At 64.6% G+C, this 17,878-nt stretch carries 17 protein-coding genes; 9 read left to right on the top strand and 8 right to left on the bottom strand.

Annotation, left to right across the window (positions count from 1 at the left end; genetic code table 11):
• Positions 1-14: 14 nt before the first annotated feature.
• The 6 genes from H0S73_RS04785 to H0S73_RS04760 form a co-directional block, all read right to left on the bottom strand.
• Positions 15-1,022, bottom strand: a complete 1,008-nt coding sequence (locus H0S73_RS04785) for an ABC transporter substrate-binding protein (RefSeq protein ID WP_181051088.1) — start codon at positions 1,020-1,022, stop codon at positions 15-17.
• Between the two features lie 40 nt (positions 1,023-1,062).
• Positions 1,063-1,869, bottom strand: a complete 807-nt coding sequence (locus H0S73_RS04780) for an ABC transporter permease (RefSeq protein ID WP_181051087.1) — start codon at positions 1,867-1,869, stop codon at positions 1,063-1,065.
• A gap of 219 nt (positions 1,870-2,088) precedes the next feature.
• On the bottom strand, positions 2,089-2,730 hold the full coding sequence (locus H0S73_RS04775) for a TetR family transcriptional regulator (RefSeq protein ID WP_181051086.1): 642 nt from the start codon (positions 2,728-2,730) through the stop codon (positions 2,089-2,091).
• 295 nt (positions 2,731-3,025) lie between these two features.
• Positions 3,026-4,483 carry an FAD-binding oxidoreductase gene (locus tag H0S73_RS04770; RefSeq protein WP_181051085.1) on the bottom strand — a complete coding sequence of 486 codons (1,458 nt, stop codon included), beginning with the start codon at positions 4,481-4,483 and terminating at the stop codon, positions 3,026-3,028.
• A gap of 63 nt (positions 4,484-4,546) precedes the next feature.
• Entirely contained in the window at positions 4,547-5,485 is a 939-nt protein-coding gene (locus H0S73_RS04765) for a dihydrodipicolinate synthase family protein (protein ID WP_181051084.1), read from the bottom strand.
• A 77-nt stretch (positions 5,486-5,562) separates the two neighbouring features.
• Positions 5,563-6,543: a Bug family tripartite tricarboxylate transporter substrate binding protein gene (locus tag H0S73_RS04760; protein ID WP_181051083.1), complete on the bottom strand. Its 981-nt coding sequence runs from the start codon at positions 6,541-6,543 to the stop codon at positions 5,563-5,565.
• A gap of 350 nt (positions 6,544-6,893) precedes the next feature.
• On the opposite strand from H0S73_RS04760, the gene H0S73_RS04755 reads away from it, so the two are divergent.
• From H0S73_RS04755 to H0S73_RS04745, 3 genes are all read left to right on the top strand, one after another.
• Positions 6,894-7,682: a FadR/GntR family transcriptional regulator gene (locus tag H0S73_RS04755; RefSeq protein ID WP_181051082.1), complete on the top strand. Its 789-nt coding sequence runs from the start codon at positions 6,894-6,896 to the stop codon at positions 7,680-7,682.
• A 120-nt stretch (positions 7,683-7,802) separates the two neighbouring features.
• A complete protein-coding gene (gene araD, locus H0S73_RS04750; protein WP_181051081.1) occupies positions 7,803-9,524 on the top strand; it encodes an L-arabinonate dehydratase in 1,722 nt (573 codons plus the stop codon).
• 60 nt (positions 9,525-9,584) lie between these two features.
• The gene (locus H0S73_RS04745; protein WP_181051080.1) at positions 9,585-10,643 is read left to right on the top strand and encodes an aldose epimerase family protein; all 1,059 of its coding nucleotides are present in this window, start codon (positions 9,585-9,587) and stop codon (positions 10,641-10,643) included.
• 4 nt (positions 10,644-10,647) lie between these two features.
• Here H0S73_RS04745 and H0S73_RS04740 read toward each other — a convergent pair whose 3' ends face one another.
• Together H0S73_RS04740 and H0S73_RS04735 are read right to left on the bottom strand one after the other, a co-directional pair.
• Entirely contained in the window at positions 10,648-11,559 is a 912-nt protein-coding gene (locus H0S73_RS04740; RefSeq protein WP_181051079.1) for an EamA family transporter, read from the bottom strand.
• 180 nt (positions 11,560-11,739) lie between these two features.
• Positions 11,740-13,350 carry a phosphoenolpyruvate carboxykinase gene (locus tag H0S73_RS04735; protein ID WP_181051078.1) on the bottom strand — a complete coding sequence of 537 codons (1,611 nt, stop codon included), beginning with the start codon at positions 13,348-13,350 and terminating at the stop codon, positions 11,740-11,742.
• Positions 13,351-13,414: 64 nt separating this feature from the next.
• On the opposite strand from H0S73_RS04735, the gene H0S73_RS04730 reads away from it, so the two are divergent.
• The 6 genes from H0S73_RS04730 (at position 13,415) to H0S73_RS04705 (ending at position 17,781) form a co-directional block, all read left to right on the top strand.
• Positions 13,415-13,831, top strand: a complete 417-nt coding sequence (locus tag H0S73_RS04730) for a hypothetical protein (RefSeq protein WP_181051077.1) — start codon at positions 13,415-13,417, stop codon at positions 13,829-13,831.
• A 30-nt stretch (positions 13,832-13,861) separates the two neighbouring features.
• Positions 13,862-14,560, top strand: coding sequence for a response regulator transcription factor (locus H0S73_RS04725; RefSeq protein WP_099509738.1), 699 nt, complete (start codon positions 13,862-13,864; stop codon positions 14,558-14,560).
• 90 nt (positions 14,561-14,650) lie between these two features.
• Complete coding sequence (locus H0S73_RS04720) at positions 14,651-16,516, top strand: sensor histidine kinase (protein WP_181051076.1); 1,866 nt, start codon at positions 14,651-14,653, stop codon at positions 16,514-16,516.
• Complete coding sequence (locus H0S73_RS04715) at positions 16,513-16,968, top strand: HPr kinase/phosphorylase (protein ID WP_181051075.1); 456 nt, start codon at positions 16,513-16,515, stop codon at positions 16,966-16,968. Before H0S73_RS04720 ends, H0S73_RS04715 begins: the two co-directional genes overlap by 4 nt.
• Before the next feature lie 88 nt (positions 16,969-17,056).
• Positions 17,057-17,455: a PTS sugar transporter subunit IIA gene (locus tag H0S73_RS04710; RefSeq protein WP_181051074.1), complete on the top strand. Its 399-nt coding sequence runs from the start codon at positions 17,057-17,059 to the stop codon at positions 17,453-17,455.
• Positions 17,456-17,460: 5 nt separating this feature from the next.
• Positions 17,461-17,781, top strand: coding sequence for an HPr family phosphocarrier protein (locus H0S73_RS04705; protein WP_181051073.1), 321 nt, complete (start codon positions 17,461-17,463; stop codon positions 17,779-17,781).
• Positions 17,782-17,878: the final 97 nt, after the last annotated feature.

The raw sequence follows: 17,878 nt of genomic DNA, 5'->3' as shown, positions 1-17,878 counted from the left end.
GCGCGCGGTCCTGCTCACTGCGTGGCCTTCGGCAGGAAGTCGCGGGTGTAGAACGCCTTGGGATTCTCCTTCGCGGCCGGATCGAGTCCGCCGTATTCGATGAGGAGATTCACCGTCTCGGCCATGTTGGCGTCGGTGACGTTGAACGGGCGCTGATTCTTCGTCTCTTCCGTGCGGTAGAGCGGGATCGTCAGCTCGAAGCCCTCCTGCAGCGTATCGGGCTTTCCGGCCTTCGGCAGGGCCTTCAGCACGGCCTGCGTGGCCTCGGTCGGGGCTTTCTCCGCGCCCTCGATCGCCTTGGTGGTGGCGCTCATGAAGCGGCGCACGAGGTCGGCCTTGTCCTTCAGGGTATCCTTGTGCGCGATGATGCCGGAGGACACGAGGTTGACGCCGTAATCCGCGAACATGACCGGCGTGACGTTCTTGCCCGTCGCGTCCTTGATCTTCATGCTCTGGTCCATGACATAGCCGAGGAGAACGTCGGCCTGGCCGTTGATCACCGCATTGAGCTTCGTCTGCGCATCACCGGACACGATGCGCATCTCGCTCTCCTTGAGGCCAGCCTTCTTCAGGAAGAGCGGCCAGATCTGCGACATGGAATCGCCCGGTGTCGTCGCCACCGTCTTGCCGCGCAGGTCCTCGGCCTTACGGATGTTCTTCTCGGAGAAGCCCATCACGGACATGGGGTTCTTCTGCAGCAGCACGCCGGGAGACATGACGGGCGCGCCCTTGACCGCCGCGCGGATCATGGTCGGAACGTCCGCATAGGCGAAGTCGACGGTCTTCGCGGCCACCGCCTGCACGGTGACTGCCGAGCCGCGCCCCTCCTGGATTTCGAGATCGATTCCCTCGGCGGCGTAAAGCCCCTTCTCCTTGCCGTAGTAGAACGGCGCATGCTCGCCATAGACATACCAGTTGAGCATCAGCACGACCTTGTCGGCGGCCTGCGCCGGCAGCGACACGAAGGGCATGAGAGCGGTGGCGGCAAAGAGGGTAGCTTTCAGGAACGTACGTTTCTTCATGGACTTCCTCCGATGGTGTTATGGGCTCCGCCTTTTTGTTTTAGGCGGTTGCTGCAAAGTCGTGCCGCTGGCTGGCGTGCCACGGCACGGTGAAACGCTCGACGAGATCGATGATCCAGAAGAGGATGACGCTGATCAGCGCCAGGATGACGAGGGCCGCGAACATGGTCGGCAGCTCGAAATTGCCGATGGACCGCTGCAGCACGAAGCCGATGCCCGAATTGGCGCCGACGAATTCTCCCACGACAGCACCGACGACGGCCAGCGTGACGGAGACCTTCAGGCCGGAGAAGATCGCCGGCAGCGCGTGCGGCAGGTTGACCATGGTGAAGGCTTGCAGGCGCGACGCCTTCATGGAGCGCACGAGGTCGCGCATTTCGGGATCGAGCGATTTGAAGCCCTGCACGCCGGCGACGACCACGGGGAAGAACCCGAGCAGGAACGCGGAGATCACCTTCGGGGCCATGCCGAAGCCGAACCACACCACGAAGAGCGGTGCTACCGCGACCTTGGGGATCGACTGCGAGAAGACGAGCAGCGGATAGACGTAAGATTCGACCGTTCGCGACCCCGCGATGAGCATGGCGATCGGGATGCCGAACAGGGCGGACAGGAGGAAGCCGCCGAGCGTGGCCGTCGTGGTCGGGACGGCCTCCCGGAGCAGCATGCCGCCCTCGTTCCAGAAGGCCACGGCCACGTCCTTCGGCGGCGGGACCAGATAGGCCGGGATCGCGAAGATCCGGACCGTGAGGTCCCAGAGCACGACCGTGAGGACGAGAAGCCCGAACGGCTTGATCCAGGCGGAATTCAGCAGGTTTTGACTGGCGCGCGCGAGCTTCGACGTCATGCAGCGTCTTCCTCTAGAGCAGGCATTCCGACGGGATCAGAGTGCTTGCTCTATTTCTTCGAGGAGCATCGTTCTTCGCGAAGAACCGGTTCCCACTTCTTCGCACGATGCTCCAGGGCGTTTCCAAAGGGCATGGGCAGGCGGCTTCAGCCGCTCTATGTAACTACCTGGTTAATTAGATGCCCGGTTGTCGGACATGTCAAGCGCTGTTTGGAAAATTCAGGCGCGCACGCCCGCCAGGACGAAATCGACCACGTGGTCGATGCGCTCCTTCATGGCCGGCGGGGACAGAAGCTCGCGGCCGAAGGCCACGGACAGGGTGTAGACGTTCGACAGGTAGAAGTAGCAGAGCCCGGCAATGGAGACGTAAAGCTGGACCGGGTCGATGCCGGGACGGATGGTCCTGGCCTTCTCGCCCCGCTTGAGGATGACCCCGATCGTCTCGATGACCGGGGAGTTCATGGTGTGCACCCGGGTGGATTTCTTCAGGTGCTTGGCGTGATGCTGGTTCTCCGCGTTGAGCAGCATCATGAACTCGGGATACTGGACGAAATAGTTCCACGTGAACCGCACGAGCTCCTCGAGCGCCTGCAGGGGCGAAAGCTCTTCCAGGTGCAGCTCGCGCTCGGCGGCGCGGATATGGTCATAGGCCGCTTCGAGGGTTGCGAGAAACAGCGCCTCCTTGCTCCCGTAATAATAATAGAGCATGCGCTTGTTGGTGCGGGCGGCTTCCGCGATCTGGTCCACCCGCGCCCCGCCATAGCCGTGGCCTGCGAACTCGGCCGTCGCCGCATCGAGGATCCGCCGCTTGGTCGCTTCGGCATCTCGAACGGCTTGCTTGCTGACGGCGGGGACGCTCATGAAGCTCCAGATTTTACGGACCGACGGCGGCCGGCCAACCTTGCAGGTTTGATGTTGTTACCTCAATCGGCGCCGAAACGAAACGGGCGGTGGGAATGCGGCTTGTTGATCTCCGGTTTCGGCGCACGACTTTGACTTTCCCTTAGCCCTCATCCTGAGGAGGAGCTTTAGCTCCGTCTCGAAGGATCAGGGCGTCTCCGATGCTCTCTGGATCCTCCTTCGAGATGCCTGCTCCGCAGGCTCCTCAGGATGAGGTGAGAGTTTGATCGGCCGATCTCTTCTTCGAAGCCACTCATCATCCCTTCTTCCCCATAGGCAGCGCCGGCGGAAGATCGCCCTCCAGGGCGACGACCTTTCCGGGATTGAGGATGTTCTGCGGATCGAGCGCCCGTTTCAGGGTCTTCATCAGGTCGAGCGCCACCGGATCCTTGTAGCGTGCCAACTCGTCGCGCTTGATCAGGCCGACCCCGTGCTCGGCGGAAATCGATCCGTTCATGGCGTGGACGATGTCGTGGACGATCCGGTTGAAGCGCTCCCATTGGGCCAGAAAGAGCGGCTTTTCCATGTCGACCGGCTGGGTCAGGTTGAAGTGGATGTTGCCGTCCCCGAAATGGCCGAAGGCGCAGACGCGGATCCCGGGCAACGCCTCCTCGCAGGCCCGGCTCGCCGTGACGATGAAATCGGCGACATCGGAGACCGGCACGGAAACGTCGTGCTTGATCGAGCCTCCTTCGAGACCCTGCACGTCGGAGAGGCTTTCGCGCAGGTGCCAGAGAGCCGCGTTCTGAGCCTCACTCGCGGCGATGGCCGCGTCCTCGACGGTGCCGTTCTCGAAGGCGGCACCCAGGGCTTTCTCCAGAAGCTCGCGCAGATCGAGATCGGGATCCGGCGACGCGACTTCGATCAGCGCATAGGCGGCATGGTCGCCGCTCAAGGGGCGAACCGCGCCGGGCGCGTGCCTGAGCACGATATCCAGGGCGAAATGCGGCATGAACTCGAAGGCCGTGAGCTCGTCGCCCATGGTCTGGCGCAGACCTTCGAAAAGGTCGAGCGCGGCATGGGGCGAGGCGCAGCCGATGAAGGCCGTCACGCGTGTCTTCGGTTTCGGAAAGAGCTTCAGCACCGCGGCCGTGACGATGCCGAGGGTTCCTTCCGAACCGATGAAGAGGTTCTTCAGGTCGTAACCGGTATTGTCCTTGCGCAGGCTCTTCAACCCGTTCCAGATCCGGCCGTCGGCGAGGACGACTTCGAGCCCGAGCACGAGTTCGCGGGTGTTGCCGTAGCGCAGAACGTTCACGCCGCCGGCATTGGTCGAGATGTTGCCGCCGATCCGGCAGGATCCTTCCGAGGCGAGCGACAGCGGGAAGATGCAGTCGACCTTTTCCGCCGCATCCTGAACATTCCTCAGGATGCAACCGGCCTCGACGATCATGGTGGCGTTGAAGGGATTGACCTCGCGGATGCGGTCGAGCCTAGCCAGAGACAGGACGATGCCCGTGTGCGGCACACCTCCCCCGACGAGCCCGGTATTGCCCCCCTGCGGCACCACGGCGACCTTCGCCCTGGCGCATTCCCGCACCACGAAGGCGACTTCTTCCGTGCTGCCGGGCCGGACCACCGCCAGGGCGGTGCCGCGATAGAGCTTCCGCTCCTCGACGAGATAGCTCTCCATCCCGGCGGGATCGGCGATGACGTGCTTGGCTCCCAGGCGCGCGGAGAGCGCGCCCAGGAGATCGGAGTGGAGTTCCGGCATAGAGATCACAGACGCCTTGCATGCTGCCGGCACGGGGCCGGCCGACCGATGATGCCCGCCAGATTACGCAGCCGCGGCCTTCTGTCGAGCGGTCATTTCGGCCGCGAGAAGCGCCCGGGCGGCCTCCCGGATGTCGCCATGAACTGCCGGATCGGCCTCGGTGAGGAGCGGCAGGATCGGCCCCATATCGGCCACGCCCGAGAGAGACACGGCGGTGTGAAGGACCCGGATCGCGTTGTGGCGCTCGCGCAGGGCCTCGAGCGGCATGAAGACCTCCAGCTGGCGCCGCGCCTCGGCCTCGTCGCCGCGCTTCAGCGCATGGAGGAAAGTCATGGATAGGTGCGGCGCGATGCAGACGCAGCCTGCGGTGAAACCGGCGAGCTTGAAATGCGTGAGATGCGGCAGCGCCGGAGGCTCGCCGAAGCCGCTGACGATGCGCTCGGCGCCGACCGCGTCGATCAGCTCCTGCAGATAGGAATCCTGCGTCAGGTCGGCGCGCGGAACCGCATACTTGATGCCGAAGACGGCGCCCTGCTCCACGAGCCGCCCCATCGCCTCGGCGGGCACGTATTGATCGGTCTTGATGTAGACGATCAGCGGCACGCCTGAGCGATCCACGAAATCCTGCAGCCCACGCACCACGCCCTCGGGGGTCTGCGGGGCGATCATCGGCAGCGCCATCGCGACGGGATAGCGGCGCGACTTCAGGATCGCCGCCTCGTCGACGAGCTTGCCCCAGTCGGGCCCGACCGAGGGGATCAGCCACGTATCCTCGGCCACCGCTTCCTCGAGGCTGTCGAGCCATGCGGCGAATTTCGACACCGGCCAGTTATGGACATTGGCGTTGCCGCCATAGAGCAGGGTCGACACGCCGCCGGCCTCGAGATGGCGGATCAGCTTCGCATTGGCCTCCCGGTTGATCTCGAAATCGCCCGTCAGGGCGAATGGCGGAACCGCCAGAACGGAACGGGCGAGGTGAGAGGTGTCGATGGTCGTCAGCATGGAGATTGTCTCGCTGGTTTCAGGGCAGTTCTGCAGCGGCCAGGGCCTGCCCGGCCGCATTCTTCAAGGGTAGGCGCTCACTGGCCGATCTGGATGCCGACGGTCTTGACGACCTCGGACCATTTCTGCCGCTCGCTCTGGATGTATTCGGCGAACTGCTTCGGGGTCATCGCCGCGGTGACCGAGGCCATTTCGGCCGCCTTCTTCTGGATCTCGGGCTTCTCGAGAATGGTCTTCACATCGGCCGCGATCGTATCGACGATGGCCTGCGGCGTGCCGGCCGGCGCCCACAATCCGTTCCAGGAGGTCGCATCGAACCCGGTCAGCGTCTCGGCGACGGTCGGGATCTCGGGCGCCTGCTGGCTGCGGTCGGGGCTGGTGACGGCGAGCGCCCGCACGGTTCCGCCCTGCGCCTGAGGCCAGGCGATGGTCATGTTGTCGAAGGCCAGATCGATATGTCCGCCGATCAGCCCGTTGACGATGTCCTGGGACGAGCGGAACGGCACATGGGTCATCTTGGCGCCGGTCTTGAGCTGGAACAGCTCGGCCGCGAGGTGCTGCGACGTTCCGGCCCCGGACGAGCCGTAGTTCAGCTTGCCGGGATTTTGCTTTGCGTAGTCGACGAATTCCGTAAACGTCTTCACCGGAATCTTGGGGCTCACCACCAGAAGATTGGGAAGCTTGGCCAAGCCCGTGATCGGCACGAAGTCCTTCTCGGCATCATGGGGCAGGTTCTTGTAGAGGAACGGGTTGATCGCGTGCGTGCTCACCGTGCCGACGAGCAGGGTGTGGCCGTCGGGCGCGGCCTTGGCGACCGCCGTCGTGCCGATATTGCCGCCGGCGCCGGGACGGTTCTCGATGATGAAGGGCTTGCCGTATTTCGCATGGAGCTGCTCGGCCACGAGGCGGGCGAAGAGGTCGGTCGTGCCGCCCGGGCCGAAGGGCACGACGATCGTAACCTGCTTCTGCGGCCAGTCCGATCCCTGCGCCTGCGCGGAGGCGAATCCAGCCCCTGCGCCGAGAAGCGAAAGGCCTATCGCGGCGAGCCATGTCTTCATGCGTTCTCTCCCTGATTCCCTTTGTCGAGCTTAGGCGCTGGACTTGCGGCATATCTTGTATGGCAACATACAAATTTTGACAAGCGGCCCGCATCCGTGCACACTTGTGCTCCAAAGACGGATTTCCACCAGGGAAAGCTGCTGTAATAACAATTTCTTTTGACTTGGGAGACGCCGGCAAGCTAGTGGGACATACGACAAGTTGGCCGGCCGGATCGGGCACATCGCCCGCGCGGCCGGTCGAAGCTCCGGAACCCGGCGCGGGCTTGGCGGATCGCTTCCGAACCAGTTGGAAGCAGCATCCAGACATCTTTCTTTCTCAGCGCCTTGCAAGAGGCATCAACGGCCCCATGAACGAACGCTCCTTCCTTTCCGACCTGTCCCTCAACACCGTCGCCCGCAAGCGCAATCTCGTGAGCGATCTGGCGGAAGCGATCTCCCGCGAGATCGCCGAAGGACGGCTGCAGGCGGGCGACCGGTTGCCGACCGAAGCCGAACTCGCGGCCGCCGCCGGCGTCAGCCGGACCGTCGTGCGCGAGGCCGTGGCGGCCCTGAAGGCGGCCAAGCTCGTCCAGACCCGGCAGGGCGCCGGCGCCTTCGTGCTCCCGCCCCCGCCGAAATCGGATTTCTTCGCATCTCTCAGCAACGGCGAGGTGGACGACATCCTGGCCATGCTGGAACTGCGCCTCGCCGTGGAGGTGGAGGCCGCGTCGCTGGCCGCCGTGCGCCGCACAGACGAGGAAATGGCGGCGCTCGACCGGGCCCTGGAGAACATCACCAAGGGCGAGGATTACGGCATTGCGGCCGATCTCGAGTTCCACCGCATCCTCGCGGGCGCCACCAAGAACCCCTACTTCGCACGCTTCCTGGACTTCCTCGGAGAATTCGCCGTCCCCCGCCGCTCCGGCCAGCTGGACCCCGTGGGAACGGACCAGCGCCAGCGCGACTATCTCAGCGTGATCGAGCGCGAGCACAGGGCGATCCGGGACGCCATCGCCATGGGCGACTCGAACCTCGCCGCCGCCATGATGCGCGCGCATCTGGCCAACAGCCGCAACCGTTATTCGGCGCGGATTCTGCAGGCATCCGACGCGTCCGCCCCCAAGGCCGTCAAAATCCGCTCCGCCGCCAAAGCCTGACCCGGCAAGCCGTACAAAAGGGATGGCTGCACTTGACAGCCGGCCTCAAAACGACGACGAATTTTTAAAGTTGTATGACATATGGCTTTTGCGCCGTCAGGCGCGGGGAGTGAAACGAGAATGGCCAAGCGATCGCCCGAACAGTTGAGAAGCTACCGCTGGTTTGGCGTCACCGATCTGCGCTCCTTCGGGCATCGCTCCCGGACGCTTCAGATGGGCTATGCCCGTGAAGACTTCATGGGCAAGCCGGTGATCGCGATCATCAACACCTGGAGCGACATCAATCCCTGCCATTCGCATTTCCGTGCGCGCGTCGAGGATGTGAAGCGCGGCGTCTGGCAGGCGGGCGGGTTCCCCATCGAACTGCCGGCACTGTCGTTGTCGGAGAACTTCGTCAAGCCGACCACGATGCTCTACCGCAACCTGCTCGCCCTGGAGGTAGAGGAACTCCTTCGCTCCCATCCGGTCGACGGCGCGGTGCTCATGGGCGGCTGCGATAAGACCACGCCCGCCACCGTCATGGGCGCGATTAGCATGAACCTGCCGATGATCTTCATGCCGGCCGGTCCCATGATCCGCGGTCATCATGCCGGCACGATCCTGGGCTCCGGATCGGACATCTGGAAGTACTGGGCCGAGAAGGAAGCCGGCACCATCACGAACCAGCAATGGAACGACATGGAGGCCGGCATCGCGCGCTCGCCCGGTACCTGCATGACCATGGGCACGGCCTCGACCATGACGTCCATCGTCGAGACGCTGGGCCTGAGCCTGCCCGGCGCCGCCTCCATCCCGGCCGTCGACGCCGCTCATCCGCGCATGGCGAGCCTCACCGGGCGGAAGATCGTCGAGATGGTCTGGGACGATCTGAAACCCAGCGACATCCTCACGCGGCGCTCGTTCGAGAACGCCCTGATGGTTCACAACGCGCTCGCCGGCTCGACCAACGCGATGATCCATCTCGTGGCCATGGCAGGGCGCGCCGGCATCGAGGTTTCGCTGCAGGATTTCGACGATTTCGCCCAAAAGGTCCCGGTGATCGCCAACGTGCGGCCCTCGGGCCAATGGCTGATGGAGGACTTCCATATCGCCGGCGGCATCCGTGGCCTTCTGTCTCGCCTCGCATCGATGCTGCATCTCGACGAGCGCACCGTCACCGGCACCCTGCGCGACGCACTGGAAGGCGCGGCGGTCTACAACGACGACGTGATCCGCCCGCTCGACAAGCCGATCGCGGCTTCCGGCGGCACCGCCATCCTGCGCGGCAACCTGGCTCCGAAGGGCTGCGTGATCAAGCCGCCCGCGGCGGAACCGCGCCTGCTGCAGCACACGGGACCGGCCATCGTTTTCGACACCTATGACGAGATGACGAAGGCCGTGAACGACCTGGACCTCGACGTCACGCCCGATCACATCATGGTGCTGCGCAATGCCGGCCCCATCGGCGGGCCGGGCATGCCGGAATGGGGCATGCTGCCGATCCCGAAGAAGCTGCTGCGACAGGGCGTGCGCGACATGCTGCGCATCTCCGATGCGCGCATGAGCGGCACCAGTTACGGCGCCTGCATCCTGCACGTCTCGCCGGAAGCGCATATCGGCGGACCGCTGGCCGCGGTGCGGACGGGAGACCTCATCACGGTCGACGTGCCGAACCGCTCGATCCATCTGCATGTGAGCGACGAGCAGATCACGGATCGCCTGCGCACATGGTCGCCGCCGCCGCGCGATTATCCGCGCGGCTACAACAAGCTCTTCGCCCAGCACATCCGGCAGGCCGACGAGGGCTGCGACTTCGACTTCCTCGAAGGATCCGGCGGCGTGCCGGAGCCCGAGATCCACTGATCCTCCCCTGGCCGGCCGTGCCGCCGCATCGCGGCGCCGCCGGCATTTTCGCGTCAGCCCATGAGCATCCAGAAATACGCCTTCGGCGCCATCGACGGCGAGCCGGTCGAAGCCTTCGACATCGAGGCGGGACGAGCCCGCGCCACGATCATCACCTATGCGGCCGCCTTGAACCGCCTGTTCGTCCCCGACGGCGACGGGCGGCAGGCCGACATCGTCCTCGGCTATGACGACCCTGCGTCCTACGTTCAGAATCGCGGCTCGGCGGGCGCAATCTGCGGCCGCTACGCCAACCGCATCGCCGATGCACGCTTCACCCTCGACGGCGAGACTTATACCCTCTCGCCGAATGAGCCGCCGAACCACATTCACGGCGGCTTTCGCGGCTTCAGCAAGAGGATCTGGACCGGCGAGGCCGATACGGCGAACAAGGCCGTTCGGCTGATCCTGAAACGGCCCGACGGCGACGAGGGCTATCCCGGGGCCGTCACCACGGCGGTCACGTACAGGCTGACGGACCAACCGGCGCTCGAAATCGTCATGGAAGCGACGACGGATCGCCCGACCATCGTGAACCTTGCCTATCACGGTTACTGGAATCTCGCCGGACACGGGTCCGGACATGTCCGCGAACAGCATCTCCTGATCGACGCCGACCATTACACGCCCGTCGGCCCCGGAAAGATTCCGACCGGCGAGGTGGCGCCCGTCGCCGGCACGGCCTTCGATTTCAGGATGGCACGGCCCATCGGTGCGATGATCGACGACACGGCGCAGCTCCCGGAGGCCGGCTACGATCACAATTTCTGTCTCAACGACAACGGACGGCCTCTGCGACGCGCCGCGCGGGCCGTCGATCCCGTCTCACGCCGGGGGTTGGAGATCTGGACCAACCAGCCGGGTGTTCAATTCTACACGGCCAACCATTTCGGCAAGGTTCCGGCCACCGGCAAGGACGGCGCCGTCTATGACAGGCATGCCGGTTTCGCGCTCGAGACGCAGAATTATCCGAATGCGCCGAACGTCCCGCATTTCCCCTCCGCCGTGCTGCGTCCAGGCGAAACGTACCGGCATGTGATGCACATCCCGTTCTTCGTTGTTCAGGACATGCTCGTCTGAGCTCTCATTCCTGCTGTGGTGACGGCTCCGGACATTTGGACGTGATCCTTTCGTGGCGGGCCACCCTGTTGTCCGCCCTCCGCTGATGATCGAGGAGATACAGGACCGACCCGATCACCACGACGGCTCCGGCGAGAACGTGCAGCTTCGGCTCGTCGCCGAACATGAACAGCCCGACCGGAAGGGCCCAGATGAGTTTGGTGTATTGCATGGGCGCGACGCTCGATGCCGGCGCGCGACGGAGAGACTCGATCATCAGGAACTGCGCCGACACCATCACGAGGCCGGAGACGATCACGAGCCCGACATCGCTCCACTCTGGCGCATGGCTCAGGGACAGGCCGGGCAGGCTTGCGGTCAGCTGGCCGGCCATCACGGCCGCAACCATGATGGCGCGGTTTTCCTGCGATCCGATGGTGCGCATGATCAGGATAACGCTCGCTCCGACGAAGACGTTGAGGAACGCCGCCAGATGCCCGGGCGACAAAGCCGCATAGCCCGGCTGGACCATGACCAGGATGCCGGAGAAGCCGACGAGGATCGCGACCCATCGGGCCGGCCCCGTTCGTTCGCCGAGGAGCCACGCGGCCGCGACCGTGACGACGAGCGGCGAGCCGAAGGTGATCGCATAGACATCCGCAAGCGGCAGGAGCGAGAAGGCATAGAACCCGGAGACCGTCCCCACGCCGGCGAGAAAGCCGCGCCCGATCAGCATCTTCGGATTGCGCACCGCCGAGAGCCTGTAGGCCTTGTCGCGCCAGATGACGATGCCTACCACGACACAGGCGACGCTCGCCTGCATGGCGATGATCTGGAAGATGGGATAATGCAGGGAGAGGAGCTTCACCAGGGTGTCGCTGGTCGCGAAAAGCCCGTTTGCGGCAATCGCAAAAAGGACACCTGTCAATCGGGTCACGGGCGTATCCCACCTGGCTCATGAGGCTTTCGGCCCCATCTTATTTGCCTGTCATCATACATTCTTTTCGGTCAGTCGGAATTCCCGCAGCGCATGGGTGGGGAGCGCTGCTCGTGGGACGGACAAACAAAAAAGGCGGCCCTTGGGCCGCCTTCCGTTGGAAGAGAATCGAGATCGTCGTTATGCCGCGATCGACGTCTGCGGCGCGGCCGAGCGGACATCGGCGTCCACATGGCCCTCGAAGCGCTTGAAGTTCTCGTTGAACATGTCGATCAGGCGCTTGGCGGTCTCGGCGAACTCCGCCTTGTTCTGCCAGGTCTTCACCGGATACAGGATGTGCGGCTCGACGCCGGGCACCGAGGTCGGCACCGCGAAGCCGAAATACGGGTCGCGGCGGAAATCGGCGCGGGACAGCGAGCCGTCGAGCGCCGCGGTCAGCAGGCGGCGGGTGACGCGGATCGGCATGCGCCGGCCGACGCCGTACTTGCCGCCCGTCCAGCCCGTGTTGACGAGCCAGCAATCCACCGAGTGCTTGGCGATGAGATCGCGCAGCAGGTTGCCGTATTCGGACGGGTGACGCGGCATGAAGGGCGCGCCGAAGCAGGTGGAGAAGGTGGCCTCCGGATCCTTTACGCCCTTCTCCGTGCCCGCGACCTTCGCCGTGTAGCCGGAGAGGAAATGGTACATGGCCTCGGCGGGCGTCAGCTTCGCGATGGGGGGCAGCACACCGAAGGCATCGCAGGTGAGCATCACGATGTTCTTCGGAATGCCCGCGCGGCCCGTCGAGCTCGCATTAGGAATGAAGTCGAGCGGATAGGCGCAGCGCGTGTTCTCCGTCTTCGAGGCGTCGTCGAAATCGGGGATGCGCGTGATGGGATCGATGGTGACGTTCTCCAGCACCGTGCCGAAGCGCTCGGTGGTGGCGAAGATCTCGGGCTCGGCCTCGCGGGAGAGCCGGATGGTCTTGGCGTAGCAGCCGCCCTCGAAGTTGAACACGCCGTTCGGGCCCCAGCCATGCTCGTCGTCGCCGAGCAGGACCCGGTTCGGATCGGCCGAGAGTGTGGTCTTACCGGTGCCGGAGAGGCCGAAGAACACCGCCACGTCGCCCTGGTCGCCCACATTGGCGGAGCAATGCATGGGCATGACCTTCTGGGCGGGCAGCACGTAGTTGAGATAGGTGAAGACCGACTTCTTCATCTCGCCCGCATAGGACGTGCCGCCGATGAGCACGATCTTGCGCTTGAAGTCGCAGGCGATGACCGTCTCCGTACGGCAGCCGTGCCGGGCCGGGTCGGCCTTGAAGGACGGCAGGTCGATGATGGTCAGGCCGGGCGCGTAATCCGCGAGCTCGCCCCGGTCGGGACGGATCAGCAGGTTGCGGATGAAGAGCGAGTGCCAGGCGTATTCCGTAAAGACACGCGCCTTGACCCGGTAGGCCGGATCGGCACCGCCGTAGAGATCCTGGGCGAACAGCTCCTTGCCCTCGGCATGGGCCAGGAAGTCGGCCAGCAGGGTGTCGAAATGGCCGGGCGTGATGGCACCGTTGTTGTCCCACCAGACCGTGTTCTCCGTGGTCTCGTCGTGCACCACGAACTTGTCCTTGGGCGAACGGCCCGTGTGCACGCCGGTATCGGCCAGAAGTGCACCGCCCTGCACGAGCTTGGTCTCGCCCCGGGTCAGGGACTGCTCGTAGAGAGCAGGCGCCTCGAGGTTCCAGTAGACCCGTTTGAGATTGCGGAGGCCGGAGGCCTCAGCGCCCTGTGCGCTGTTGAAGACGCCGATATTTTCCACGGAAGACTTCTCCTGATTGGCGGTCGCCGCGCAGCCGGATCGGCCGCCGTCCGAGGACCGTCACATGGGTAAGGTCAAACAATTCGGGCAAGACTTTGCCGTCTCGCTTGAACATGGAACCTTCTTTAGGCCAGCTGACGGTGTCGTCAACTCAGGTCATTTCATCGCATTCTATTTTTTCGAGAGCCAGACCTCTGACAGGCTCAATCCCTCGAATTTCAAGGTATTTTCCGCATTCTTTCGTATGATTGACCAGCCGTTTCAGCTGGAAATCCGATACATGACGTCAAGGAATATACCGGGGCATGTCCTGTCCGGGCGATCATGGATCGTTCATCGGCGGTTGAATGGGCGTCCGTTAGACACCACTATCAGGGCCACCCCTGGCCATGGCCGGGGGAAACCATATTTATGCCACGAGAAAGGCGCAGTTGGGGACGTTTTAGGGCCTCCTGCGTTGTCAGGCGATACGAATGTCTGACATAGTTTGTGCCAAACCAAGGAAGAGTTCATGCCAACGATCGCCCTAGTCGATGACGATCGCAACATCCTGACCTCTGTTTCCATCGCCCTCGAAGCGGAGGGCTACCGCATCCAGACCTATACGGATGGGGCCTCGGCTCTGGACGGTCTCAAGCATGCTCCTCCGGATCTGGCGATCTTCGACATCAAGATGCCCCGCATGGACGGCATGGAGCTCCTGCGCCGCCTGCGGCAGAAATCGGACCTGCCGGTGATCTTCCTGACCTCCAAGGACGAGGAGATCGACGAGCTGTTCGGGCTCAAGATGGGCGCCGACGACTTCATCCGGAAGCCGTTCTCCCAGCGCCTTCTCGTCGAGCGCGTGAAAGCCGTCCTGCGGCGTTTCGCGCCCAAGGATCAGACCGCCCCCAAGGAGGCCGATCCGAAGGCCCTGGAGCGCGGCCAGCTCAAGATGGACCCGGAGCGCCACGCCTGCACCTGGAAGGGCGAGCCGGTGACCCTCACCGTGACGGAATTCCTGATCCTGCAGGCCCTCGCCACGCGCCCCGGGGTGGTGAAAAGCCGCAACGCCCTGATGGACGCGGCCTATGACGACCAGGTCTATGTGGACGACCGCACCATCGACAGCCACATCAAGCGCCTGCGCAAGAAGTTCAAGTCGGTTGACCAGAGTTTCGAAATGATCGAGACCCTCTACGGCGTGGGCTACCGTTTCAAGGAAGCCTGACGCTTTGGTGGCGCAAGCACCCTGGCGGGCAACCCGGAACGGCGGCCATGGTCCGGGACGAGGAAACCGGATCGGGCTTGAACAAGTGGCATGAAGGCTGACCCTATCCACGCCGAGGCGGCGTTCGACGATCCGCCGGCCCCTCAGGGCATCCTGGCGCGGCTGAAGCATTTCGGCCGCATGATCGTGCAGCGCGGCTCGTCGAGCCTGACGCGGCGGATCGTGGTGCTCAACCTGGCCGGCCTCGTGGCCCTGCTCGTCGGCTTCCTCTACCTCAACCAGTTCCGCGAGGGCCTCATCGAGGCCCGGGTGCAGAGCCTGCTCACCCAGGGCGAGATCATCGCGGGCGCGATCGCGAGCTCCGCCACGGTCGAGACCAACACCATCACGATCGATCCGGACCAGCTCCTGCAGATGCAGGCGGGGGAGACCGAGCGGTTCAACGACGAATCCTTCTCGTCGCTCGAGTTCTCCATCAATCCCGAACGCGTCGCTCCCCTGCTGCGCCGGCTGGTGACGCCGACCAAGACCCGCGCCCGGATCTTCGACCGGGAAGGCACCCTGCTGCTCGATTCCAGGTCGTTCTATTCCCGCGGCGACATCCTGCGCATGGAGCTGCCGCCGGTCGCCAATGTCGAGGACACGACGAGCTTCATCGAGCGCACATGGAACAGCATCCGCAAGATGTTCCGTCGCACCAGGCGCCCGGTGCAGGAGGAGGTCGGCCCGGCCAACGGCAAGTCCCTGCCGGAGGTGCAGCAGGCCTTCGCCGGCCAGCAATCGAGCGTGGTGCGCATCAACAACCGCGGCGAGACCATCGTGTCGGTGGCCGTGCCGGTCCAGCGCTTCCGCACGGTCCAGGGCGCTCTCCTGCTGTCGACCCAGGAAGGCGACATCGACGCGATCATCGCGTCCGAACGGTTCGCCCTGCTCCAGGTCTTCCTGGTGGCGGCCGTGGTCATGATCGTCCTGTCGCTCTTCCTCGCCGGCGCCATCGCGGGCCCGGTGCGGCGGCTGGCCGAGGCGGCGGAGCGGGTGCGCTGGGGCACGAAGTCCCGTCAGGAAATTCCCGATTTCACGAAGCGGTCCGACGAGATCGGCCACCTGTCGGGCGCCCTGCGCGACATGACCCGGGCGCTCTACAACCGCATCGACGCCATCGAGAGCTTCGCGGCGGACGTGGCGCACGAGCTGAAGAACCCGCTGACCTCCCTGCGCAGCGCCGTCGAGACCCTCCCGCTCGCCCGCAGCGACGAGTCCCGGGAGCGCCTCCTGTCGATCATCCAGCACGACGTGAAGCGCCTCGACCGGCTGATCAGCGACATTTCGGATGCGTCGCGGCTCGACGCGGAGCTCGCCCGTGCCGACGCGGAACCGGTGGACATGGTGCAACTGCTCGACGCGGTGGTGTCGGTCGCCAACGAACGCCGCCAGGACGGCGACCCGCTCATCACGCTCAGCATCGAAAGGCAGGCCCAGGGCCGCGACGCCTTCCTGGTCCTCGGCCATGACAGCCGCCTGGGGCAGGTCTTCAACAACCTGATCGACAACGCCCGCTCCTTCTCGCCGCCCGACGAAACCGTCAGCGTCGCCATGCGCCGCCGCAAGAATCAGGTGGAGATCCTGGTGGAGGACAGCGGGCCCGGCATCGAGCCGGACGCCCTCGACCGGATCTTCGAGCGCTTCTACACGGACAGGCCCGAACAGGGCTTCGGTCAGAATTCCGGCCTCGGCCTCTCCATCTCCCGCCAGATCATCGAGGCCCATCGCGGCACGATCCGGGCCGAGAACCGGCTTGGCTCTCCCGACGAGGACGGCGAGTCCATCCGCCTCGGTGCCCGCTTCGTCATCCGCCTGCCCGTCGAGGGGGCGAAGGCCAAGAAGGAGCAGGAGAAGAAGGATCGGGACAAGGCCAAGGACAAGGCGAGGCGCGACGCCGGGAAGAAAGCCCCTTGAGCGGCGGCGAGACGATCCATGCCGGCTGCGTGCTCGTCGGCGAGGCGGGCCTCCTGATCCGGGGCGCGTCGGGATCGGGCAAGTCGACGCTGGCCCGCGAGGTGGTGGCGCTCGCCCTCAGGGCGGGCCGCTTCGGGCGGCTGGTCAGCGACGCCCGTACCCGCCTCGAAGCGCATCACGGCCGCCTCCTGGCCCGTCCGGTGGAGCCCCTCGGCGGCCGCATCGAGGTGTTCGGCCTCGGCATAATCCGCCAGCCCTTCGAAAAGGCCGCCGTGGTGCGCCTGGTGGCCGACCTCTCCGACGATCCCGTCCGCTACCCCGAAGAGGAGGACAGGCAGGTCGAGCTCTGCGGCGTCATGATCCCTCGCATCCGGATGCAGGCCGGGGCAAGCTCGGCGGATGTCGCTCTTGCCTGCCTGAGTGGTGTTTGCGACACGGTCGTGACACTGTGATGAACTTTTCCTCTCATTGCTCTTGCGCTTGGCTTCGCAGTGCACAAAATAGCGGCTCCGCTCTCGGAGCGTTCGGACTTGTAACATTATGATTGGAATGGTGCTCGTCACCCACGGGCAGCTCGCGACGGAATTCAAAGCGGCGCTCGAGCATGTCGTGGGTCCTCAGGAGCAGCTTGAAACGATCACGATCGGCCCCGACGACGACATGGAGACTCGGCGCAAGGACATCATGGCCGCCGTCTGCCGGGTCAATTCGGGCCAGGGGGTCGTGGTCCTGACGGACATGTTCGGCGGCACGCCCTCGAATCTGGCCCTGTCCTGCATGAACGGCTCCGTCGAGGTCGTGGCCGGAATCAACCTGCCCATGCTCATCAAGCTGGCCTCCGTCCGCGACGAGGAAACCCTGTCCGACGCCGTTTCCCATGCTCAGGAGGCGGGACGCAAATACATCAACATCGCCTCGCGCGTTCTCTCCGGAAAGTGACCGTCATGCAAAGGCTCAGCGACGAGGATTGCCCCCCGGCGCCAGTGCCGGACGGAGCCGAGGTCCGGGAGCTTCCCATCATCAACCGCCGGGGCCTGCACGCCCGCGCCTCGGCCAAGTTCGTCCAGACCGTCGAGCGCTTCAATTCCGACGTGACGGTGACCCGCTGCGGCGAGACCGTGGGCGGACGCTCGATCATGGGCCTTTTGACCCTCGCGGCCGCCCAGGGTACCTCCATCACGGTCACGGCCAAGGGCGAGGACGCCCAGGCCTGCCTCCAGGCCATCGACGACCTTCTCGCCAACAGGTTCGGCGAGGACGAGTAGGAGCCTGCCTGCTTGGCATGCCGCTGGCAGGACCTTTCATCTCAAGTGACATATAAAGACATCTTTATATCTTGATTGCCTCGCTTCCGGGTCTCTG

The organism is Microvirga mediterraneensis (genome assembly GCF_013520865.1).
In the GTDB taxonomy this organism is placed as follows: Bacteria; Pseudomonadota; Alphaproteobacteria; order Rhizobiales; family Beijerinckiaceae; genus Microvirga; species Microvirga mediterraneensis.
This window is presented reverse-complemented; position numbering and strand designations above follow the sequence as displayed.